The following is a 23321-nucleotide window of genomic DNA, read 5'->3' on the forward strand; positions in this document are numbered from 1 at the left end:
TTTAATCTTTGATGGGGGTGGTTACTTCGATCATGATGGTATCGAAAGTAAAGTAAAAACCGAAGGTTTTACGCATGATCTGCGGTACCTGGTCCAGTACAATACCTCCGCTTTGCAGTCGCTCCCAGGTGGCAGTTACTGCGGCCTCATCTTCCAGGTAAAATCCTATGTGAAAAGTATCCGGGTAGGTGTGATTTCCTTTCTCATTCATGCGCTGGTTCATGAGTACCAGGATAAATCCACCGGGGCCATTTAAAACGGATAAGGTATCGTTCAATTTTGGGTCGACGCAGATAAAATCGAAGTAGGTTTCAAATAGTGCCCGGGTTGCAGGCATATCTTTTACGCTGAGGTTTAAGTGATTAAGTTGCATTATAGTGTAGTTGATAAATGAATGTTCGCTCTTTTATAATGCAAATATAGGAGAATGATTGTTCTTTTAAAGAAAAAAAATGATTTTTTTTAAATGGTATTAACTGGGATCGGCAATAAAGTTATTGTTGCTTTCCATGTCCAGGGGGATATAGATCCGTTCCCATTCGTTACCGTCGGTTACTTCCCAGGTGTGGCCAGGGCCGTCGATATCTTCTGCGATGAGGATAATGCCGGGTTCAAGGATAAAGGTGTCGCCGTTGGTAACGGTAAATCTGAGTCTGCCTTTCAGCGTTACCACAAACTGGCGCCGGGGCGCGGGGTGCGGAATATTTTCCAGCTGACCGGTTCCGGTCTGACAAAAGAAATAGTTCACATCAATTTTGTTCCGGGTTGGAATCTTACCGGTTTCAAAGGAGCAGTCTGTTTCGTTGATATTGAATAGCCTGATAGCCCTGATGTATGTTGATTCGTTGTCCGTTGCTGCCATGTGATTGCTTTATTGTTTCTTCTTTTGTGCGGGTTTCTTTGGTGTTTCCTGTTGAAAATCTTCTGCCGATTTAGGCTGGGTCATGCTTTTTTTCTTCTGATCCAGCGGTTGCGGGGTAGGAGCGCCTTTGCCAAGCGGGATGGCATCATGGAAAATCTTGTTTACATGCATCCATTTGCCGGCCTGCCATTTGAAGCCTTCGTAGTCCATATCGGTTACGTAGGTGAATTTCTTCATGGGCTCATTGGTTTCAGAGATGAGGTGATCAAACACGATCATATCCAGTTCCTTGTTATAGTTGAGCGTAGCGGTGCTTTCTTTTTTATATTCAATGATAAAGCGGTTGCGTGTGGGTTTGGGCGTGCTGTCTTCCGCAAAACTAAAAAACGGGCCGCCCAGTACAGGGGTACCATTTTTAAACGTGAGCATTTCCACTATTTTCTTCTGGCTGCGGGGATTGTTGGCATCCCAGCCAAAGAGGGTATAATACTCCTTGTTGAAATAGTGGCGGTGAACAATATTGTAATAGAGGCAGCCGTACCAGGACTTGTTATCGCCGATGGTATCGGTGTTGGTAATATAGTCGGAGGCATCAAACAGGGGAAAGAGTTTCAGTTGGCCGTCGGGCGTATTCATCTGGATGGCGCCGAAATGGCGATAGAAGCCATTTTCGCGTTCCAGCGCCCAGGTGAAGATGCGGAAGGTGCTGTCCTGCGGATATTGAATGGATATTGTTTTCAGGGAATCGAACGGAAAACGGAAGGAGTATTTTGTTTTCAGTGTTCTCACCAGCAGCGGAATGAATGCTTCCGTAGCACGTTGCCGGCCATCATCGCCTTTTCCGTTGAAGATATCCTGACTAAGGACCTGCAGGGTATCCTGGTTACGCATTAACTGTTTCAGTCCTGCTGCATCCGGCTGCTGTGCCAGGGCCAGCAGGGAGATAAACACGAGGAGCAGTGACAGTAGTGGTTTTTTTGCCATATCTATTATACGGTTACGGCTGAGAATTATTGTACAGCCTGTGCAAACTGTAGCAGGTTTTGATATCGCTGATCGATCAGCGGGTGTGGAAAGGGTGTTTCAGGACGGGTAGACGGGATAAAGATGGTTTGCATGCCCAGGCTTTTCCCGAACTGCATATCGCTTAATGTATTGCCCACCATTACGGAAGTGCTGAAATCAATATCCGGGAAGTCGTGTTTTGCCTGCATACCCATGCCGGTGGCGGGTTTACGGCAAGGACTGTTGCTGTCTACGTCCGGGCAAAAATAAATGCCGTCTATTTTGCCGCCGTGCCGCTCAATTTGTTGCAGCATTTGTGTATGGATTTCCTGTAAGCCCGCTGTAGTGAGCAGTCCGCGACCAATACAGCGTTGGTTGGTGATCACAATAATACGTTCGAAACGGTTGGCAAGGATGGGCATAGCGGCCAGTACGCCTTCACTGAAATGAAACATATCCGGCCGGAGTACGTATCCGTCGCGGATTTCATCGTTGATTACGCCGTCTCTGTCGAGGAATAGGGTCATGATACCAATACTTTTTTTGCTGCTTCGTAATCTTCCGGGATACCGATATCGATGAAATAGGTATCGCTGATGAAACCGTATAATTTTCCTGCGTGTGCGCCGGGCTCCAGTACTTCTTTCTCAAAGGAGAATTTCTCCGGCAGCGACAAGCTTTCCAGGAAACCGGCGGAAGTGCGGTAGATGCCACCGTTGATCAATCCTTCTTCACAATATTTTTTTTCATGGAACCGGGTGATCTGCTGTTGTTCATCCAGCTGGATGCTGCCATAGCGATCAAACTGTTTCATGGGTTTCAGCGCCAGTGACAGGGGGCTTTGATGGGCCTGGTGAAAGTTATTGAATGCGGCGAGGTCCACATCAAAATAAGTATCCCCGTTAACGATAAAGATTTCGTTGCCTTTCACGGCAGACAGGGCATTGATGATACCGCCACCGGTGCCTAATGGTTCCGGTTCTACGGTAAAGGATACACGTAGCGGCAATTCCATGCTGTTGCACCAGTTTATAACCTGTTCAGACAGGTAGCCGAGCGATAGTACCGCGTGGTTAATGCCTTGTTTGTGCAGGTATTGCAGCAGGTAATATAAAAAAGGGTGTTCACCGAGGGGAGCCATGCATTTAGGCTTGTCGGCCACTACGCTTCTGAGGCGGGTGCCGAGGCCCCCGGCGAGTACGATACATTCTCTCGTCATGCGCCAAACAGGTTGTTTTCCACTATTTCGCAAATAATATGTCCTACGGTGATGTGTGCTTCCTGTATGCGGGGTGTATCGCCGGAGGGGATATTGACCAGGTAATCGCTTCCTTCTTTCATTTTGCCGCCGGTGGCGCCGGTCATGCTTACTACAATCATTCCCTGCTCCTTTGCCACCTTGATGGCTTCCAGGATATTGGCCGAGTTACCGGAGGTAGAAATGCCTACCAGCACGTCTCCCGGGCGGCCGATGCCTTTCAGGATGCGGGCATATACCTGGTCGTAGCCGTAGTCGTTGCCAACTGCGGTGATATAAGAAGTATTGCAATGCAGTGCCTCTGCATACAGTGGCTGGCGGTCTTTATAAAACCGGCCGGAAAATTCTGCGGCCAGGTGTTGTGCATCTGCGGCGCTGCCGCCGTTACCGCAGAAAAGGATTTTATGATCGGTTTGCAGGCTGTGTGTAATGGCTTCTGCTACCAGTTTGATGGTATTTAACAACGGTTCATCCTGGCAGATGGCTTCTTTTACAGCGATGCTTTCCCGGATCTTATTGGCAATGAATTGTTTCATCAGCAGATTTTTTGATTTGTTGTGCCCTTAAATGCTCCACGTTTGAATACCGTGATTGGTAAAGGTATAGCGTTTTACATCTCCGCCAAAACCGCTTAGTGCGTCTACTACGGCGAAGCGGGTATTTTTCGGACAATAGAAGATCATGAATCCGCCACCGCCGGCGCCTGAAATTTTACCACCGCTGGCGCCGGCTTTGCGGGCAGCGTCGTAAATTTCATCGAGCTGGGGATTGGTGATGCCGTGGGCCATCTTCTTTTTATTTTCAAAACCGTAGTTCAGGATTTCACCGATTTTATCGATGGTACCCCGAAGTAGTGCTTCCTTCATCATCACCGCCTGTTCTTTCAGCTGGTGCATGGCTTCTATGGAAGTATCCTTTTTATCGGTTACATTTTTTTGTTGTTCGGAGATGATAGAGGAAGATAACCGGCTGGTAGATGTGTAGAACAATACCAGGTTATTTTCCAGTTCGTGGAGATTTATTTCTTTGATCCGCAGGGGATTTACAATTACTTTATCATCTTTATAAAACTCCATGAAGTTTACGCCGCCAAAGGTGGCTGCGTATTGGTCCTGTTTACCGCCGGCCTGGTTCAGGTCTTCGCGTTCAATAGAATAGGCGAGATGCGCCATGTCATATTCTCCCAGCGGTAATTTCAGCCATTCGGCAAATGCGCCCAGCACGGCTACCACGAGGGTAGAAGAGGTGCCGAGGCCGGATCCGGCAGGTGCATCTACAAAGGTGGTGAGTTTAAAACCGGTAGCTGGTAAGGAGCCGTAATCTTTTTGTACGCGGTTAATTACGCCTTTGAGGATATCCAGTTTGCCATCTAACGGTAAAGGGTATACGGCATCATAAGTAGCGGTTTCCCTTCTGTCTGCGCAGTCAAAAATCACTTGTCCGTTCTGAAGTGGTTCAATAGATGCGCGTGCATATAAAGAAATGGTGGCGTTGAGAATGGCGCCACCGTATAAGTCCGAATACGGGCTTACATCTGTGCCACCACCGGCAAGACCTATACGTAAAGGAGCTTTGCTTCTGTAAATCATGCTAGTTGTCAGGTTTAGTTTGTTGGCGATGTAGTCAACAATTATGATGCCGCTGTATTCACTACCGTCAGCTATCCGCTGCCAGCGTATGAATTTCTTTTGCCAGCCTGGCCCACGAATACTGCAGTTTCTCTTTCCGGAGGGCTTCCACCATATCCGCTTCGCGGTTTTCCACGAAATATTTTTCGATGGCGGCGGCAATAGATGCTGGTTCCGGTTCTGCCTGGAATCCTACCACGCCGTCCGGCACCATTTCCACAAGGCCGCCTACATTGGTTACCACCATTGGTTTTTCAAAGTGATAGGCGATCTGTGAAATGCCGCTCTGGGTAGCGCTTTTATAGGGTTGTACCACCAGGTCGGCAGCACAGAAATAATTTTTAACAGCTTCGTTGGGAATGAAATCGGTGTGCATCAGCACACGGTCGCCCAGTTGCAGTTTATTCAGCAGTTCCAGGTAAGGGGCTGCATCTTCATAATATTCACCGGCTACGATGGCGTGTACATCCAGCTTTTTCAGTCTTTCATCCGCCATTGCCTGCAACAGGAGATCAAGACCTTTATACTGACGGATAAAGCCAAAGAAAAGAATATATTTTTTGCCCGGGTTCAGTTTCAGCTGGGCGCGGGCTTCTTCTTTGGATATCAGGGCGCCATAGTTATCGTAGATAGGATGCGGAATAAGCGAGGCTTTTTTCACTGGTTCAAACACGCGCAGATCGTTGAGCACCGATTGGCTCATGGCAACGAAGGCATCTACCGGTTTCAGGAAATACTTTGTAAAAGCAACATCCCCGGGTCTTTTTTCATGCGGCACTACGTTATCCAGTACCGCAATTACTTTGGTATGTTTTCTTTTGCCTAACCGGAGCAGGGAGCCTAATGCCGGGCCCATGATGGGCAGCCAGTATTTGGTGATGATGATATCCGGGTTCATTTTCCGGATTTTGCGGCCGGTTATTAACCAGTTCAGCGGATTTACGGAGTTGATCAGTCTTTTGATGCGGAGATGTGCCGGAGCGGGGTCGGTAGAGAACTGGCTTTTTCCGGGGAAAAAGAATTTGGGGTATTGTATGGTAAAGGTCCATATTTCCACCTCATCTGTTTGCTGGAGTTCTTCTGCGAGTCGCTCGTTATAAGCAGCCAGCCCACCCCGGAAAGGGTAGGCTGTACCTAAAATAAGTATTTTCTTTTTGTTAGCCATAGATTCAGATAACGATAGTGAATGAGCGGATCAGCGTCTGCGGTTATGTTGGTGTGATAACTGCAACTCTTCATCCGTAACATTACTGGTATGATCCATCCGCTCTTCCACCAGGTAAGAATTACGTTCGGTGGCATTGCGTGTTACCAGCTCGCCGATAAAACCGGTGAGGAATAACTGGGAACCGATGATCATACAAAGCAGCCCGAAATAGAACAGGGGCCTGTCGGTCATATTTACTTTATCAAAGAATATTTTTGCCAGTGCGAGGTAAGCGGCTACTACAAATCCCACGAAGAAGGAGAGGGAGCCCAGTGCGCCGAAGAGGTGCATGGGGCGTTTGCCGAATTTGCCGATAAACATGATGGTGGCCAGATCCAGGAAGCCGTTGATAAAACGTTCCAATCCGAATTTGGTGACCCCATATTTGCGGGCGCGGTGTTCCACTACTTTTTCCCCGATTTTATGGAAGCCGTTCCATTTGGCGATAACGGGGATATAGCGGTGCATTTCCCCGTATACTTCTATGGACTTCACTACTTTTTTACGATAGGCTTTCAGACCGCAGTTCATGTCGTGCAGCTTTACGCCGCTCATGCGGGTAGTGGTGTAGTTGTATAATTTTGAAGGAAGATTTTTGGTGAAGGCATTATCGTAACGTTTCTTTTTCCAGCCGCTCACGAGGTCGAATCCTTCTTCCGCGATCATGCGGTAGAGTTCAGGTATTTCATCCGGGCTATCCTGGAGGTCGGCATCCATTGTGATCACCACATCTCCCTGTGCTGCATTGAAGCCTTCGTTGAGGGCGGCCGACTTGCCATAGTTGCGCTGGAACTTGATCCCTTTTACAAGGGGATTCTGCGCAGCCAGTTGTTGAATAACGGCCCATGAGTCGTCGGTACTGCCATCGTCTACCATCCATACCTCGTAGGTGAAATGGTGTGCGTCCATCACTCTTTCAATCCATGCGGCAAGTTCCGGCAGGGATTCTTCTTCGTTTTTTAAAGGAACGATTACGGATATGTTCATCTTAAAAGAATAGTATTATTACTTCACCAATAAGGTGTTTTCTTACGGATTTTTCCGGTTCATTTCGCTGACGCCACCAAAAACTTGTTTCTTCCGGATTATTACAGCGAGTATCGCGGATACCACGAAAAATTTTATCAGGTTTCTCAGGTAATCAATAAATGCCGAAGAAATAGTGACACGGTAATCTGCATCTTTCAGATCTTTTAATTGCTTATCGATTTCTTCCTGTGGCGCCTTGAATTTACGCAATAACCATGCAGTATCTTCCATCAGGTGTTTTTTAGATAGCTCCATCAGGTTATTATCGTACATATAGGTAAATACGACATAGTTATAAACAGCTATCATCAGGGAGCTGATAACAAAGGTGGTAAAGATGGGTTTAATGGCATCTTTGAAACCAATATATCCGCCGAGCTGTTTTTTTCTTTCCAATCCGGCAAATATGCCAAGTACTGCCCATACTACAAACTGGACAAATTTTAAGTTAAGGGAAAAAAGATAATCAGGACCAGCAACCCAGATTAATATGTTCCAGACAATCATGGCCAATCCCACTAAAAGACCCCATTTTATACCGGGATTCGAATTTTGTTGCATACGCACACGCTCTAATTATTTAAATGAAATACGGGTCCATTCACTGTGGCATGTACTTTCCCCTTCAGTTGTTCGCCAATATACGCTGAATTTTTGGACCGGGAAGCGATGTGGGCTTTGGTAAACTGCCAGCTGGCTTCCGGGTCAAAGATAGTAAGATTGGCGGCAGCGCCTTCCTGCAGGGCAGGTTGTGGCAAGCCGAATATTTTCCGGGGGTGAATGGTAAGCATGTTGATCAGCTGTTCCAGCGGCAGCTGGGGCAGGTATTGCCTTATTACGCCGAAAGCGCTTTCCAGGCCGATCATACCGTTTTTGGCGTATTCAAACTCCACCTGTTTAGCGTCCCAGTCCTGCGGTGTGTGGTGGGTGGCGATGCAATCTATAGTGCCGTGTAAAACGGCTTCCTGCAGGGCTTTCACATCATCTGCACTGCGCAGCGGCGGATTTACCTTCAGGTGGGTATCGTAGTTGATGAGCTGGGCATCGGTTAAAGACAGGTGGTAAGGCGTTACCGAGCAGGTTACTTTGATCCCTGCTGCTTTGGCGGCGGCGATCATTTCCACCGATTTGCGGGTACTTATACCGGTAAAGTGGATACGTGAGTCCGTATATTTCGCCAGTTCAAGGTCGCGCTGAATAATGAGTTCTTCTGCCAGTGCTGGTTTGCCGGGCATTCCCAGCTGGGTGGAGTAGATGCCTTCGTGCATGAGTCCATGCGCGGAAATGCTCTGGTCATCCGGCAGTTGTATGAGGGTGCCGTCGAATGCTTTGATGTATTGCAGCGCTTTGAGCATGAGGCCGGGCGACTGCAAAGGTTTAAGGCCATCGGAGAAGGCCACGGCGCCTGCCTGCTGCATTTCATACATTTCGGCGAGGCCGGTACCTTCCAGGTTTTTAGTAGCAGCGCCAATTGGCAATACTGTGGCCGCCGAATGACGGGATCTGCTCAGTACGTATTCGATTTGCGGTTTGGTATGCAGGGCAGGCTGGGTGTTAGGTACTACCATCACAGTGGTATATCCACCCGTAGCAGCAGCCTTGATGCCGCTTTGCAGATCTTCTTTGTGTTCCTGGCCGGGGTCGCAGAAATGGGAGAAAACATCCATCCAGCCGGCGGAAACATGCAGGTTATCACCTGAAATAACCGTTGCCCGTGCATCTTCGAGGTTGTTGCCTACCTGCTGAATGATGCCGTTCTGAATAGAAATGTCTTTTTGCTGCCCGTGCAAGGGTGAGGAAGGCGCTATAATCTTTACGTTCTTGAGTAGTATGTGCATGCTTTACGTTCTATAACCGGTCCGAAAATACAGGGGCAAATGTAACATAAAACTGTTAATTGTTGAAGGGAGAGGCGCCCTACTTTTCGGATGGCTGTTCAGGTTGGTATGATAATTGAAAATGCAGGGGTAGCAGATCAAAATAACTACTGATGATTGACTACCTTTCTAACCTCGTAGCACGGATATGCGACCGCTCAGAACAATTGCATAATGGCCAGACAACCAGCTGGCAGGCTCTCCGCGAAGCAGAACAACTCGCTAATCACGCTTATATACCCCTACTTTATCAATACATTGAGCAGGAGCCCGACAAAGATAAGCGCCGCGCCGCCTGCTTTATTATCACCCAGCTTTCCAGGAACACCAATGATCCGGAAGTGATCCGTTTCCTGCTGGACCGGCTCAGAATAGAACAGGACGCCGATATGATCACTGCCATGCAGCAGGACCTGGAACGCGGATTGGCCATACCAGGCTATATTAACCTGGAACCGTTATTAAATAATACGCTTTCACTCAATAATAATATCCGCCGCTCCGCACTGCTGGCGCTCAGAGGTACCCGCCACCCTTCGGTGGAAGACTGGGCCCTGAACCTGCTGAAGCGCACCGTGAACGAATACGACATCTATTATATTACCCTGTTGCTTCATAAAGTAGGTACCCAGAAAAGTGTACCCGCCCTGCGCAGGCTCCTGGAATATCACCGCCAGGATGTGAAAAGCCTGGCCTTCGCCGCTATTGCTGATATTGAGAAAGAGAAGGAAGCCATGTTCTATACACGTTGCCTCATGCGCGGACAACTCAAGTTTGAAGCGATGGAAGCCATTTATAAATACGCCGACGAGAACGCGATCCAGGCAGTAACCGCGCGCATTACCGAGCTGTTATCAAAAAGACGCAGTAGCGCCCGGATGACGATAGAAACCGTGAAGAATGGCTTTACAGACCTGATGCTGGGCATGGAATTCCTGTTCCGCTTCCGCACCGCGAAGTCGGATGTGAAAAAAACATTTTCCTGGATTACAGAAAAAAGAGCCGACTACCTGTTGCCCGAAGAAAGGGAATGGGTGAAAAAACATCTTGTGAGCGCGTAACGGGTAAAACCTTAATTTAGCTCCCCAAAAAGAAGGATGAAGAAAGCTTTCCTATTGCTTTTGACAGGATGGATGACGGGTGGGCTGCAATATACCTATGGCCAGCAGCGTCAGTACACCATGACGGAAGCCACTAACGGGCTCCGGCAGCAACTGGCCCCCGAACGGTTAAAACAGTTTGAATGGGTGCCCGGCGAAAATGCCTACACCAGGGTGCTATCAGAAAAAGATAATTACGCCTGGATAAAGGTGGCACTACCCGCCGGTAAAACAGATACCCTGCTTACACTGCCCCGGCTCAATGAACAGTTATTTTCTTCCAAACCTTTACGCGGCGTACCTCCGCTGTATTGGTTATCCGCTACCAGTGCCTGGTTTTCCATTGGTAACACGCTGTATAAAGGACAACTGCAAAATGGCATCATGCAATTCAGCCATTGGTGCGAATTGCCCAAAGAAGCAGAGAATGTAACGGTGAATAACCAAAGCGGCCAGATTGCCTGGACCGAAAAGAATAACCTCTTCATCCGAACTGCTGAAGGCAATGTACAGGCAGTTACCAACGACGCTGATATCAATATTGTGAATGGAAAAAGCGTTCACCGCGAGGAATTTGGCATCGATAAAGGTATTTTCTTCTCTCCCAAAGGCGATCAGCTGGCATTTTACCGCATGGATCAGCGCATGGTAAATGATTACCCGGTCATCGACTGGTCGGTAACGCCCGCGCATAATACCAACATCAAATACCCGATGGCAGGCGGTACATCACATGAGGTAACACTCGGTATTTATCAGCCGTCTACCCAAAAAACTATTTTCCTGAAAACCGGCGGACCGGCAGATCATTACCTGACCTGTGTTACCTGGGCGCCCGATCAGCAATCCGTTTACGTTGCGCTGCTGAACCGTGAACAAAATCATTTGTGGCTGAACCAATACAGCGCTGCTACCGGTGAGCTGGTAAAAACATTATTTGAAGAAACAGATGCCAAATATGTGCATCCTACCCATCCGTTAACTTTTGTTCCCGGCACAACCGATCAGTTTATCTGGTGGAGCGAAAAAAGTGGCTATAATCATTTGTATCTCTATAATACCAACGGACAACAGCTGCGGGAGATTACCGCAGGCAATTGGGTGGTAAATGAACTAACGGGTTTTAATCCGAAGAAAAATGAAATCATCTTAACGGCTTCTAAAGAAAGCCCGATGGAAAAACACCTGTATAAGATTAATTACAAACAGAAAGCAGCTGCGCTTTCCCCATTGGATAAAGCAGCCGGCTGGCATGATGCACTGGCCAGCACCGATGGCAGCTACGTGCTGGATGCTTACAGTTCCGGTACCACACCTTATGTAGCGACGGTAACTGCCACCACTGGTAAATTTGAACAAAATATTATTACTGCTGCCGATCCGCTGAAAGATTTCCAGCGTCCGCAAATCAGGCAGGTAACCCTGAAAGCTGATGACGGTACGCCTTTATATGGTAAACTGATTCTGCCGGTGAACTTTGATTCTACCAAAACCTACCCGGTAATTGTATACCTGTATAACGGGCCTAATGTGCAGTTGATCCGTAATACTTACCCCTGCAGCGGTAACCTCTGGTATGAGTACATGGCGCAGCATGGCTACGTGATTTTTACAATGGATGGCCGTGGCAGCGATAACCGTGGAAAGGCTTTTGAACAGGCCACTTTCCGGCAGCTGGGTACGGTGGAAATGAATGATCAGCTACAGGGCGTGGCTTACCTGAAGTCGCTGCCGTATATTAATCAGCAAAAGATGGGCGTACATGGCTGGAGCTTTGGCGGTTTCATGACTACATCGCTGATGCTGCGTCATCCGGATGTGTTCCAGGTGGGAGTAGCCGGTGGGCCGGTGATCGACTGGAGCATGTATGAAATTATGTATACCGAGCGCTATATGGATACGCCGCAGGAAAACCCGGAAGGCTATGCCAATTCCAACCTGCTTACCAAAACAAAGAATCTGCAGGGGAAGCTGATGCTGATCCACGGCACCAATGATGATGTAGTGGTTTGGCAGCATTCGCTGGATTTCCTGAAAGCCTGTGTAGACAACGAAGTACAGGTAGATTATTTCGTATATCCGGGACATTTACATAATGTATTGGGAAAAGACAGGGTTCACCTGATGCAGAAGATCACGGATTATTTTGATGCCTATCTGAAGTAGTTTTTTTAGATTTCTTTTTAAAGCGAAGATCATAGCGAAAAATTAATATTCGCTGTTATCTTCGCTTTATTATTTTATGCTACTTGCGATCAGCTAATCTTAAACAGTTAACGATGAAGTATTTATTCCTCGCTATGAGCCTCTTAACAGTTACCTCGTTATCGGCGCAGCAGAAGAAACACAAAGTGTTATTTATTATTGCGGATGGTATTCCGGCAGATGTGATTGAGTCGCAACCCACTCCTCACCTGAAGCGCATAGCGAAGGAAGGTGGGTATCGCCGTGCCTACGTAGGAGGGGAGAAGAACAGTTACTCACAAACGCCTACTATTTCAGCAGTGGGTTACAACAGTTTGCTCACCAGCACGTGGGTGAATAAACACAACGTATGGGACAATGATATTGCCGCGCAGAACTATGCCTATCCCAGCATCTTCCGTTTTTTTAAATCGGCTTATCCTGAAAAGAAGACCGCTATTTTTTCCACCTGGCTGGATAACCGCACCAAGCTGGTGGGAGATGGATTAGCGCAAACGGGCAACCTGCATATTGATCATGCAGTGGATGGGCTGGAACTTGATACCGTGCGGTTTCCGCATGATAAAGACAGCTGGTATATCCACCTGATTGATGAAACAGTAGTGGATAAAGCTGCAGATTTTGTAAGAAGTGATGCACCTGATATGACCTGGGTTTACCTGGAGTACAGCGATGACATGGGACATCGTTATGGCACCGGTGAGCGGATGGATACGGCCGTGCGGATGACAGACGATATGGTAGGTAAAATCTGGGATGCGATGGAATACAGGCGGGCGAAATTTAATGAAGACTGGCAGATCTATATCACCACGGATCATGGTCGTGATGCACATGGCGGGCATGGCCACGGCGGGCAATCTGACCGGGAGCGGACCACCTGGATCGTTACCAATGCAAAAGGATTGAATCCTTACTTTAAAACGGCGCAACCGGGTATTGTAGATATCCTGCCGTCTATTGCGCGGTTTATGAATATCTCTATTCCTGTTGAGAATGCGCGTGAACTGGATGGCGTGCCGCTGACAGGCGCTATTTCACTGGCACAGCCTACTGCGAGCTTAGTGCAGGATCAGCTGCAACTGGGTTGGAAGGCTTATGATAAAAAGGGAACCGTAAAAATATGGGTGACTACTACTAATCACTATAAAACCGGTGGTCACGACGATTATAAGTTACTCGGAGAAGTACCTGTATCAAAAGAAAGCGCCAGCATCAGTGTAAAATCGCTGCCATCTTCATTCTACAAGATTGTGCTGGAAGGACCATTAAATTCGGTGAACCGGTGGGTGGTACAACAATAGCTAAAACAACGGAAAACAGGCTTTACGCAAACGCTTGCGCGGATAACGCAAGCGTTTGCGTACATGGAATGCCAAAAAAATCATGTAGAATCGTTGTAGCAATTAATCAGAAAGTGAACTAAGCTGGAAAAGCAGCAATTATAGACAGCGAACAATGAAGTCGAATAACCTGCCACGGTCAACTACTGTGGCAAGGTTATCGATAAGATAATGCCTCAGCGGTGATGTATCACCAGTTGCGACTCCATGACAGTGCGTTGAAAATCATTCAAGGCATGTTCCCCGTTCAGGAGTGATAATAACATATTAGTAGCCGCCTGGCCCTGTTCATAAGGGAACTGCTCCACAGATGCAGCAGGAGGAAAGGCTGTATACCCGCTTACCGGTGTATTGGCGTAAGATACAAAAGTTATATCCTTATTTATTTCCAATTTTTGTTTTAGGGCATATTGTACGGCATCCATCGCTACATAGTCGTTGAAAGTAACTACGGCGGTTACTTTTCTTTTGAGCGAGAGGAGGTACTGCATGGCTTCTTCCGTGCCAGCTGCGGTGAGATCCGCGTTGACGATCATTTTGGGATCATATTTCAGGCGGTGTTTCTGTAACGCCCTGATATAGCCGGTAGCACGTTCTTTACTGGCCACCATTGTTTCGGGTCCATTGATCATACCGATTACGCGGTGGCCTTGTTTCAGGAGGAAATCTACTGCCTGCACGGTGCCTGATTCCAGGTTGCAGGATACGGCGTGCATATTCGGAAGGTTGGGAATGCGATCAAAGAAAACCACCGGGATGCGTGCCTGTTGCAGCATTTCAAAGTGTTCGTAGTTGCTGGTGTTTTTTCCGATAGATACGATGCAGCCATCCACCCGGTGCTGTTTCATGCTCTGGATGATCTGCTTTTCGCGGGCTTCATCGTCGTGCGATTGTCCCAGTAATACCGTATAGTTATTGCTGTAGGCCGTGTCTTCAATACCACTGATAGCGCTGGCAAAGAATGCTTCCGACAGCTCGGGCAAAAGGATACCGATGGTGAATGTTTTACCCTGCTGGAAATAGATAGCGGTCTGGTTGCGTTCATAATTCAGTTCAGCAGCCAGTTCTTTTACCCTGGTTTTGGTTCTTAAACCGATACTGTGATGATCATGTAACGCTCTTGATACTGTGGATACAGAGATGTTCAGCCTTTTTGCAATTTCCTTTATTGTTGGTTGACCCGAAGAAACCACCTTTCTCATACATTTCAGCAATTAATAGAAAATAGATACAGCGTATACTCTGCCGGACAAGTTACTTAGATATTGGAAAATATTAACTTTTTTTTATGAATAAAGCATCTTTAGGCTGATGGTTTTATTTTATTTAAGCGTGTCAACATCTAATACCAGCCGTATTCTAACCATCTTCTAACGGACTGAAGGGGGCTTCGGCCTGCTATTTGCTATAGAGGGATTGCTTTCCATTGTATACCCCACTATTTATATATACTTATTTTTTAGATTATTAAAAAGTATAATTTTATGAAAATAGCACAACTAGCCTTGCCGGTAGCTTTAGTAACCATTTTTGCATCCTGTTCTGCCCCTCGTAAATTAAGAGAATCACAGGCCAGGAATGCGCAACTTGATAGTCTTTACCGCGCTACCTACGGTAAGCTGAGAACCTGCGAAGAAGATGCTGCCCGTGCCGCTGCATCGTACAAAGAAAAAGTAACGAACTTAACGGAGCAACAGGAGCAACTGAAAACCAACAATACCCAGATGCTGGATCACCTGAAGGAGTTGTCCGTAATTTCCGGCGCCCAGGCAGAAAGTATCAAGAAATCCCTGGATAACATCGGCGCCAAAGACGCTTACATTAAAGACCTTCAGTCGGCTATTGCCCGGAAAGACTCGCTGAACATGCAGCTGGTAATGAACCTGAAGGGCGCCATTGGAAATATGGATGATAAAGACATCAATATTAAAGTGGACAAGGGTGTGGTATATATAGATATCTCCGATAAACTGCTGTTTAAAAGTGGTAGCTACGAAATCAACGAAAGAGCCAAAGAAGTACTGGGAAAAGTGGCTAAAGTGCTGATTGCCCAGCCGGATATTGAGTTCATGGTGGAAGGCCATACAGATAACGTGCCTTACCGTCCGAATGTATTGCTGGATAACTGGGATCTGAGTGTGAAGAGAGCTACTTCCGTGGTGCGTATCCTTCAGAACCAGTACGCTATTCCGCCGGCACGTATGACTGCCGCTGGTAGAAGCGAGTACCTGCCTATTGCTTCCAACGATACCGCGGAAGGTAAAGCAGCTAACCGCAGAACAAGGATCGTGATATTGCCACAGCTGGATCAGTTCTTCAAATTACTCGAGAAACCAGCGAATTAATGATCGCCTTCGGCGATTGTAAATTGTCCTGGAGCAGGATTAGGCTGATTATATTGATTACACCGATTTGATCAGTTTTGATTTTTAAAGATCAGGGAAGATAGAAGTGGATATACCCGCTTTTATCTTCCCTGATCTTTTTATAAGAAATTCTGAAAGTAAAATCAGAACATAATCAAATCGGTGTAATCAATATAATCAGTCTAATCCTGCTCCAGGATAATTTCATCGCCGAAGGCGATGCCTACATCGCAGGCCTGGCCGCTGGTTTTTTGCCAAAGAAATAAGAAAGGCTCAGCATGAAATATTGAGTAAGAATAGTATTCCGTTGCTGTTCTATATAAGTAGGGGACTGCATCGTGAGCAGCGATTGATTTTGTTTCGTGAGATCGTAGGCATAGAGTTTTGCCTGGAAGCTTTTATTTTTCCCAAAGGCTTTGGCAACCCAGCTGTTGAGCACTACAAACTGCTGATGCTGACTGGTATTGTTGAAATACAGGGCTGCGCTGCCGATGCTGATATTGGCAGGAAGAAAAACGTTTGCTGAAAGCGACACATTGTACATCAGGTAATCAGCATGTTTGTTGTTCTGGATAGAGTAAACGCTGCTGATATACAGCATGCTCACAAAGCCTTCCAGTTCCAGCGCTTTTTTATACATCCAGGAGCCGTTCATCATTTGGGTGATACTCAGATCGCTGGTGCGGCTTTTGACCTGGTTGATGAATGAATTATTCCGGCTGAAATAATAGGACAATGAATAGTTAAGTGTGACGGCTGGTTTGCTGAATCTTTTCCCTATTGAAAAGTCCTGGTTAAAGCTGAAGTTTCCATCCACATTTACGGGTTGATTGATTTGCCGTCCGGCGGAGTCGGAGTAGATGGATTGTGTCATGGCGTTATTGGGCAAATCGGCGCCCAGGTTGGTACTGAAGGTAACGCCCTTTACACTGAACGAACGATAACCAATAGAGGCGGAGTTATAAATAGATGGTTTCAGATCCGGGTTGCCGAGTTGCACATACAGCGGATTCCGGGTAGACACGACCGGCAGGTATACGTTGGGAGGGGGGATGCGCGTTTCCCGGTTTATTCTCAGGTCCAGGCTTCTGTAGTTATCTATTTTATAGAAAAGCGATAAGTTGGGCGACAGGTAATGAATCCTTTGCAGGAACTCATTCCCCGCGGTGAAGTTATTGCTTTTTGAATCTGTGATGTTATAGGCAAGATTTAACTGGCCTTGTATTTTTGTTTTATTAAGAAAGAGCCCTGTACCGATCGATTGCTCATTGATGTTGTTTTTAAACCGGTAGGTCAGGTCCTGGTTAACAATATCATATCCCTTCTTTTCATTGTCGAAATCAAAAGCGTCCTGGTTGTTTCTGGTGAGGTTGTTGGTTATTTTATAAGACACGTTCAGGTACACGGAAGGAAAAAGCGGATATTGGTAGTTGATGCGGGCCATCAGTTTACTGACATTTATTTTTGCATTCACCTGCTGGTTGATGGTATCCGCCAGGTTTGCAGGAACGAAGTTGTTCAGGGTAGTATTCTGCTGTTCATCTTTTGTATTATTCTGCTCAATGTTGAAGGAAACGCTTACACTGCCCAGGGTAGGGCTGAACTGGTGGTTATATTGTGTAGTCAGGTTGATATTACTGCTCCGTCTTGTTTCCAGGTTATTGGTATTGCCAAAGTTAATAGTGTCGTTATTTTTACCACCTATTGAAATATACTTATTGAAAGAGTGGTAAGTGTTGCGCTGTGTGTTGGCTGACATATCTATTGAGATGAGGTTTTTTTCATCTACCTGGATGGTCAGGTTGGTAAAGAGGATGTTCATGTTGGCGGTGCTTGCCGACGTATTGTTGCTGTTGTAGCGGAAGTTACTGTCCGGCAGTACATTGTCGCGCTGCTGCTGCTGGCTGTTATCCATATTTTGACTTTGGTGCAGGAAGTTGGCGTTGAGCTTTATTTTTTTTGAGATGTCGGTACCGAGATTTGCACTGAGGTTGTTTTTGTTGGAGATGCCTCCCATCATAGTTTCTGCCCTGCTTAGGTTTTCATCGGTGGAAGCGGGGCCGCGGGAGGAGTTTACGTTATTGATGTATCCCATCATCACGGCTTGTTTGGTATCCCGGAACATATTGACGTTGGCGGCGGCACTGTACCGTTTGTCTGTTCCATAACCCGCTCCTGCAGCGCCGTTGAGTCCTTTTTTATATTCCTTTTTAACGGTGATGTTGATCACTTTTTCATTTTTGCCTCCTTCCACCAGGCCATCTATTCTTTTTCTGTCGATGACCTGTATTTTATCAACAATATCTGCCAGCAGATTCTGTGTTATTTTTTTTGTATCACCGGAAGAACTGTTACCATCCTGGAAGAGGGGCCTTCCGTTTACCAGGATGGTTTTTATAGCGGTGCCCTGGAAAGACAGGTTACCGTCCGCATCGATGGTGATGCCGGGGAGTTTATTGAGGAGGTTTCTTACAGAAGCATTTTCTGTTGTCTGGAAATCGCCTGCAGAAAATTCAACGGTATCTTTGCGTATGGTGAATGCCGACTTATTTACTTTTACGTTCACGCTGTTTAACTTGATGGGATTGCGCTGAAGGCCGGAATAGCGAAGGTCTACCTGGAATAGCTTTGCTGATTTTTCTGATATCATGATGAGTGAGGTAGCGGCATCATATCCCATAAAACTGATCGTGATCACATAGTTGCCCGTGGGGATTTTTTTGAGGGTAAAGTCTCCGGATTCATTTGTGGTGCCCTGTGCTTTAAGAATTGATCTTTCTGCGGTGAAGAGCAGTACATTTGCTCCTGCCAATGGTCTCCTGGTGTCTTTATCATACGCATGGCCTTTTATTTCTCTTTGTGCTGAAAGTGTGAAATGACTTCCTATCAGAACTACAGTTAACAATAATGCGTAGTATTTTGCCATGCGAGGATCTTGGTTAAATTCAATACAATGATAGTATTGAAACATCCTCATTCTGTTAATCAATATCAAATGTTGTCGGAATGGTTAAAAAATTATTAATAAGATAATGTGATTAACAAATGATTTACAAATTATGGAGAAGTGATTATTGGAGTATTTTTTGATGGGATGTCTTTCTTTTTTAATCTCCGAACTTTAATAATAAGAATTTTGTTTAGATAAATTACTATTTTATGAATACTGCTACGTTAGTTAAATCGCTGAAGGACATGTTGCTCAAACCCAATGCACACGTTACTTTCAACGATTCTGTGAAAAAACTGCCCGCCGATCTGAGAGGCGTGGTACCAGCCGGTATGCCTTACAGCATCTGGCAACTGGTAGAGCATATCAGGATTACACAGTACGATATCCTCGACTTCTCAAGGAACCCGGACTATAAGGAAATAGAGTGGCCGAAGGCGTACTGGCCGGAGGAAACTGCTCCAAAGGACGATGCCGCCTGGAAGCACAGCGTAGAGCAGGTAGATAAGGACCTGCATGCTTTCATTGACCTGCTGGAACAGAGCGATGATCTGTTCGCGCCTTTTCCGCATGGCAGCGGTCAGCACCTATTCCGCGAAGCGGTGTTGTTGCTGGACCACACCAGTTATCATACCGGTGAAATTGTGGCGCTCAGAAGAATACTGAACGCCTGGCATTAAATACATTTCCATAAGCAATCGGTGAACCAGTGCCTGCGGTCGAAGAAGCGGGCCACTGGTTTGAAGCCTGCGTAGGCGGCCAGCTGGTCTGTTTCTTCCAGGCTGTACTTCTGCGAGATCTCCATATAAATGGATTCATTTTCCGCGAAGTGAATGGTGGTATCCTCCCCGATATGCACCTGCTGGTTTTCCAGGCTGATGAGATAACTTTTACAGGCGCCGGTAACGGGATCGTAGGTAGGGAAGTGCTCAAATTTTGAGGTATCAAAATCTGCATACAGTTCCCTGTTAATACGGTGTAAAAGGTTGAAGTTAAACGCGCGGGTGATACCGGCGGAGTCGTTATATGCATTCAGGATTACCTGCGGATGTTTTTTTAGATCGAAGCCGGTCAGCAGCAGATCGCCGGGCTGCAGGTACTGCCGCATCTGCTGGCAGAAGCTCCTGGCGGCGCTCACGCTGAAGTTACCGATGTTGGCGCCCATAAAAAGCAATACCTTCTTTTTGGTAGTTACCTTATTTGCCTGCTGCAGCATATGGAAATATTCCCCGTTTAGGCCATGCAGCTGCAGGCCCGGTATCTGCGCAGGCAGGTTCTTTTCCAGCTGCGAGATCACATTGGCGGAAATATCGATCGGGAAATACGTATAATCTATACCGTTATTGATCAGCTGTTGCAGTAAATGAACAGACTTGGTGGCATCGCCCGCGCCCAGCTCCACCACATCAAAATCGCCGGCGTATAACTGTAACGCCTGTACTATTTGTGCGGACTGCTGCCGGAGGATTTCCATTTCGCACCCGGTTAAGTAGTATTCATGGCATTGCATGATCTGCTGAAAAAGTGCATCGCCGGCTGCATCATAGAAATATTTCGGGTCCAGGTATTTCTGGGGTGCAGTGAGGCCCTGCACCACGTCGTGATAAAATATATCGGTGGCTGGTTTGCGCTTGCATGGCGCAAGTACATTAGGAATTACAGTCATAAATATTTTTTGATGTTCTGAACTTGGATCTCAGGAAAACAGGGGGCTGCTTTTCTGAGATCCGGATCATTTCATAACGGTGTCTCAATCATCCTGCCAATCTTATCCCGGTAAATTGCCATCTCAGTGAAGGATGGAAAAAGTTACGGTAAGTGATACGGCTGTGGTTTGGAGAAGTTACTTCCGAACCACCACGCAGCACCATCTGATTGATCATGAATTTTCCATTATATTCTCCGATAGCGCCGGGTGCCTTTGCAAAGCCGGGATAGGGGAGATAAGCGCTTTCGCACCATTCCCACCGCTGGCCCCATGCCAATTGGGGCGCGGCCACTTCCCACTCAAACTCCGTTGGTAGCCGCTGTCCTTTCCAGGCGGCATATGCAGCTGCTTCGTAGTAGCTGATATGCGTAACAGGTGCATCCGGCATGATTGGCTGAAGCCCCTGCCAGGTATAGTGCATCCATTTACCATCGATGTTGTACCAATACATCGGGGTGGTTACCTGGTTGTTTTTTACCCAATCCCATCCTTCTGCGTGCCAGTAACGGAAATCCTGGTAGCCACCGGCCTGGATAAAGTCCAGGTATTCCGTGTTGGTGACCAGTGCAGTACTGATCTTATAATCCGCCAGGTAAACGGTATGCCTGCCCAGTTCATTATCAAAACAGAATCCATCTCCGGCAAAGCCAATATCGTATACGCCGGCACGTATATTTAACCAGCTATCGCCGGGATTGTTCACTACGGGTATATCTTTATGATGAATATCGTAGGCCGGGAACAGGGGATTATGCCCGAGGATATACTTAATATCCGTGTACAGCAATTCCTGGTGCTGCTCCTCGTGGTTCAGACCGAGAATAAACAGCTCCTGCAGTTCCGGCGACAGTTCTTCTTTCAAAAAACTGATCATGGCTTCATCCACATATTTCCGGTAGCGCATTATATCTTCCACTGCCGGGCGACTGAGGTTACCCCGGTTGGTGCGGATCACCCGTGCGCCAACAGATTCATAGTAGCTGTTGAAAACATAGTTGTATTGAGGATCAAAAACCGTGTAGTCTTTGGCGTTAGGAAGCAGGATAAATGTTTCAAAAAACCAGGTGGTGTGGCCCAGGTGCCATTTAGGCGGACTTACATCCACAATAGGTTGCACTACATAGTCTTCCGTTTTTAGCGGCGCGCAAATTTTTTCACTTCTCCGCCGTACTGTTTCATATTGTTCTTTCAGTAACATAATTACAGGTGCTTACTGTTGATTCACATATTTTGTAAAGTCAGAAATGCTGCTGATATGCAGTTCTTTTGCTGCAGTTCTCCGCATCATTAGTGCGTAGGTATTATTAAATCCGATGGGTTGCAGCCATTTGATATGATATTGTTTTTCAAATGCTGCGCTTACATAATCGTATACTTTCCGGCTGTCGCCGATAATGCTGTCGGTTACGTGTTGCGGCGCCTGGAGTAATACGAGTAAACCGGTGCCGGTATATTCCGGGTACATATCTATCTGGTCATTTACCAACGCGTCGAATACGATTTTTGTGCCGCCTAATCCTGTTTTGGTGATGGCCGCAAGGCCGGTATGTCCTTCGATCAGCATCTTGTACATGGCGGCGAGGATATAGCCATCGCCGAAAATTTTTGAGCCGATGCGGATACTGCCTTTAGCGCCGTTGCCGGCAGGTTTCCAGAGTTGTTTGGCAACAAGAAAATCCTTTGCCACTTTCTCGGGATTTTGTTTCAGGTAGTCGACCCGGTAGTTCAATTCCGTCATGATACTATCATTAATTGTACCAACCAACAGGTTGAGTGCCGGTTCCAGTTCGGGGTATTTCTGCAGGGTTTCTTCCCGTACGATGGGAGCCGCATAATAGGGAGGAAAAATATGTTTATCATCTTCCAGTACTACCAGGTCAAATGCCTTTACCCTGCCGTCTGTGCTGCTTCCGCTGATAACGTCCAGCTTTTTTTCATAAGCAGCTTTATACATGATCATGTCGCTGATCACGAGGGTACGGATATGCAGGCCATATACAGATTTCAGTCCGAGGTTGCCGTCTTTTCTGCCCATAAATTCGGGGGTGAATCCCGCCAGCATTTTACCGCTGTAAGTATCGGGCAGAAGATAGAAGGAGGAGAGGAGCAGGAAGATAAAAGGCAGCGCGTATAATGTTTTACGGGCTTTCCGGATATTGATGTGCTGGAGCAGCGACAGGAGCCAGTCGAACAGCAATGCCAGCAAAGCTGCGGGTATGGCTCCGGCCAGCATCATATTGGTGTTATTGAGTGCAATGCCGCCAAAGATAAATTCCCCGAGTCCGCCTGCGGCGATGTAAGCGGCCAGGGTGGCTACGCCTACGTTGATTACGGTGGCTGTGCGGATACCGGCCAGTATAACGGGCATGGCCAGTGGCAGCTGTACTTTCATCAGCAACTGCCGGCGGCTCATACCCATGCCGGTAGCCGCTTCTGTAACACCAGGGTCTACCCCGCTGATACCGGTATAGGTATTACGGATAATAGGCAGTAAAGCATAAAGAAACAAGGCCACTATAGCGGGTTTGGGGCCAATGCCCAGTAGAGGGATCATAAATCCCAGCAGGGCGATGCTTGGAATGGTTTGCATTATACCGGCGAAGCCGAGTACGGGTGCTGCCAGTCTTTTTTTGCGGGTGATGAAAATACCGGCGGGTACGCCTATGGCTACGGCCAGCAGCACGGATATAAAGGTAAGCCCGGTATGCGTGAGGGTTTGCTCCAGCAGTTTACCGGATTGTTGTTGTACAAATTCAAATAAGGTTTCGGTTGCTTCCATGCCG

Annotated in this window: 21 protein-coding genes; 5 read left to right on the forward strand and 16 right to left on the reverse strand. The window is 47.0% G+C overall.

The window, feature by feature from the left end; all coding sequences use genetic code 11:
- Position 1: 1 nt before the first annotated feature.
- The 11 genes from PV783_RS15100 to PV783_RS15150 form a co-directional block, all read right to left on the reverse strand.
- Positions 2-373 carry a VOC family protein gene (locus PV783_RS15100; RefSeq protein ID WP_420988577.1) on the reverse strand — a complete coding sequence of 124 codons (372 nt, stop codon included), beginning with the start codon at positions 371-373 and terminating at the stop codon, positions 2-4.
- Between the two features lie 99 nt (positions 374-472).
- On the reverse strand, positions 473-862 hold the full coding sequence (locus PV783_RS15105; protein WP_111578754.1) for a hypothetical protein: 390 nt from the start codon (positions 860-862) through the stop codon (positions 473-475).
- 9 nt (positions 863-871) lie between these two features.
- A complete protein-coding gene (locus PV783_RS15110; protein ID WP_079468065.1) occupies positions 872-1846 on the reverse strand; it encodes a hypothetical protein in 975 nt (324 codons plus the stop codon).
- 26 nt (positions 1847-1872) lie between these two features.
- Positions 1873-2394 carry a D-glycero-alpha-D-manno-heptose-1,7-bisphosphate 7-phosphatase gene (locus PV783_RS15115; protein ID WP_079468064.1) on the reverse strand — a complete coding sequence of 174 codons (522 nt, stop codon included), beginning with the start codon at positions 2392-2394 and terminating at the stop codon, positions 1873-1875.
- The gene (locus tag PV783_RS15120; RefSeq protein ID WP_079468063.1) at positions 2391-3086 is read right to left on the reverse strand and encodes a nucleotidyltransferase family protein; all 696 of its coding nucleotides are present in this window, start codon (positions 3084-3086) and stop codon (positions 2391-2393) included. The genes PV783_RS15115 and PV783_RS15120 overlap by 4 nt, the downstream gene beginning before the upstream one ends.
- The gene (locus tag PV783_RS15125; protein ID WP_079468062.1) at positions 3083-3661 is read right to left on the reverse strand and encodes a D-sedoheptulose-7-phosphate isomerase; all 579 of its coding nucleotides are present in this window, start codon (positions 3659-3661) and stop codon (positions 3083-3085) included. The genes PV783_RS15120 and PV783_RS15125 overlap by 4 nt, the downstream gene beginning before the upstream one ends.
- A 27-nt stretch (positions 3662-3688) precedes the next feature.
- Complete coding sequence (locus PV783_RS15130; protein WP_079468061.1) at positions 3689-4714, reverse strand: dehydrogenase; 1026 nt, start codon at positions 4712-4714, stop codon at positions 3689-3691.
- 67 nt (positions 4715-4781) lie between these two features.
- On the reverse strand, positions 4782-5918 hold the full coding sequence (locus tag PV783_RS15135) for a glycosyltransferase (RefSeq protein ID WP_420988578.1): 1137 nt from the start codon (positions 5916-5918) through the stop codon (positions 4782-4784).
- A gap of 30 nt (positions 5919-5948) precedes the next feature.
- Entirely contained in the window at positions 5949-6947 is a 999-nt protein-coding gene (locus tag PV783_RS15140; protein WP_420988579.1) for a glycosyltransferase family 2 protein, read from the reverse strand.
- 42 nt (positions 6948-6989) lie between these two features.
- Positions 6990-7550: a DUF4199 domain-containing protein gene (locus PV783_RS15145; RefSeq protein ID WP_420988580.1), complete on the reverse strand. Its 561-nt coding sequence runs from the start codon at positions 7548-7550 to the stop codon at positions 6990-6992.
- Positions 7551-7561: 11 nt separating this feature from the next.
- On the reverse strand, positions 7562-8827 hold the full coding sequence (locus PV783_RS15150; protein ID WP_420988581.1) for a dihydroorotase: 1266 nt from the start codon (positions 8825-8827) through the stop codon (positions 7562-7564).
- Between the two features lie 152 nt (positions 8828-8979).
- On the opposite strand from PV783_RS15150, the gene PV783_RS15155 reads away from it, so the two are divergent.
- The 3 genes from PV783_RS15155 (at position 8980) to PV783_RS15165 (ending at position 13475) form a co-directional block, all read left to right on the forward strand.
- Positions 8980-9927, forward strand: a complete 948-nt coding sequence (locus PV783_RS15155; protein ID WP_079468056.1) for a hypothetical protein — start codon at positions 8980-8982, stop codon at positions 9925-9927.
- 36 nt (positions 9928-9963) lie between these two features.
- Positions 9964-12132, forward strand: a complete 2169-nt coding sequence (locus PV783_RS15160; RefSeq protein ID WP_420988582.1) for a DPP IV N-terminal domain-containing protein — start codon at positions 9964-9966, stop codon at positions 12130-12132.
- 113 nt (positions 12133-12245) lie between these two features.
- Positions 12246-13475: an alkaline phosphatase family protein gene (locus PV783_RS15165; RefSeq protein ID WP_420988583.1), complete on the forward strand. Its 1230-nt coding sequence runs from the start codon at positions 12246-12248 to the stop codon at positions 13473-13475.
- Positions 13476-13690: 215 nt separating this feature from the next.
- Here PV783_RS15165 and PV783_RS15170 read toward each other — a convergent pair whose 3' ends face one another.
- On the reverse strand, positions 13691-14716 hold the full coding sequence (locus PV783_RS15170; RefSeq protein WP_079468053.1) for a LacI family DNA-binding transcriptional regulator: 1026 nt from the start codon (positions 14714-14716) through the stop codon (positions 13691-13693).
- A 282-nt stretch (positions 14717-14998) separates the two neighbouring features.
- On the opposite strand from PV783_RS15170, the gene PV783_RS15175 reads away from it, so the two are divergent.
- Positions 14999-15859: an OmpA/MotB family protein gene (locus tag PV783_RS15175; protein ID WP_079468052.1), complete on the forward strand. Its 861-nt coding sequence runs from the start codon at positions 14999-15001 to the stop codon at positions 15857-15859.
- Between the two features lie 244 nt (positions 15860-16103).
- Here the strand turns inward: PV783_RS15175 and PV783_RS15180 are convergent, their stop codons facing one another.
- Positions 16104-18806 carry an outer membrane beta-barrel protein gene (locus PV783_RS15180; RefSeq protein WP_420988584.1) on the reverse strand — a complete coding sequence of 901 codons (2703 nt, stop codon included), beginning with the start codon at positions 18804-18806 and terminating at the stop codon, positions 16104-16106.
- A gap of 233 nt (positions 18807-19039) precedes the next feature.
- Between PV783_RS15180 and PV783_RS15185 the strand changes: the two genes are divergently transcribed.
- Positions 19040-19510 (forward strand): DinB family protein, encoded by a 471-nt coding sequence (locus PV783_RS15185; protein ID WP_111578747.1) that lies wholly within the window; start codon positions 19040-19042, stop codon positions 19508-19510.
- Here the strand turns inward: PV783_RS15185 and egtD are convergent.
- The 3 genes from egtD to PV783_RS15200 form a co-directional block, all read right to left on the reverse strand.
- Positions 19507-20496, reverse strand: coding sequence for an L-histidine N(alpha)-methyltransferase (gene egtD, locus PV783_RS15190; protein WP_420988585.1), 990 nt, complete (start codon positions 20494-20496; stop codon positions 19507-19509). The two genes, PV783_RS15185 and egtD, sit on opposite strands and share 4 nt — an antisense overlap.
- A gap of 88 nt (positions 20497-20584) precedes the next feature.
- The gene (egtB, locus tag PV783_RS15195) at positions 20585-21736 is read right to left on the reverse strand and encodes an ergothioneine biosynthesis protein EgtB (RefSeq protein WP_420988586.1); all 1152 of its coding nucleotides are present in this window, start codon (positions 21734-21736) and stop codon (positions 20585-20587) included.
- Between the two features lie 12 nt (positions 21737-21748).
- A complete protein-coding gene (locus tag PV783_RS15200; protein ID WP_420988587.1) occupies positions 21749-23317 on the reverse strand; it encodes an ABC transporter permease/substrate-binding protein in 1569 nt (522 codons plus the stop codon).
- Between the last annotated feature and the right edge of the window lie 4 nt (positions 23318-23321).

Origin of the sequence: Chitinophaga sp. CC14 (assembly GCF_048957795.1) — a bacterium.
Classification (GTDB): Bacteria; Bacteroidota; Bacteroidia; order Chitinophagales; family Chitinophagaceae; genus Chitinophaga; species Chitinophaga ginsengisegetis.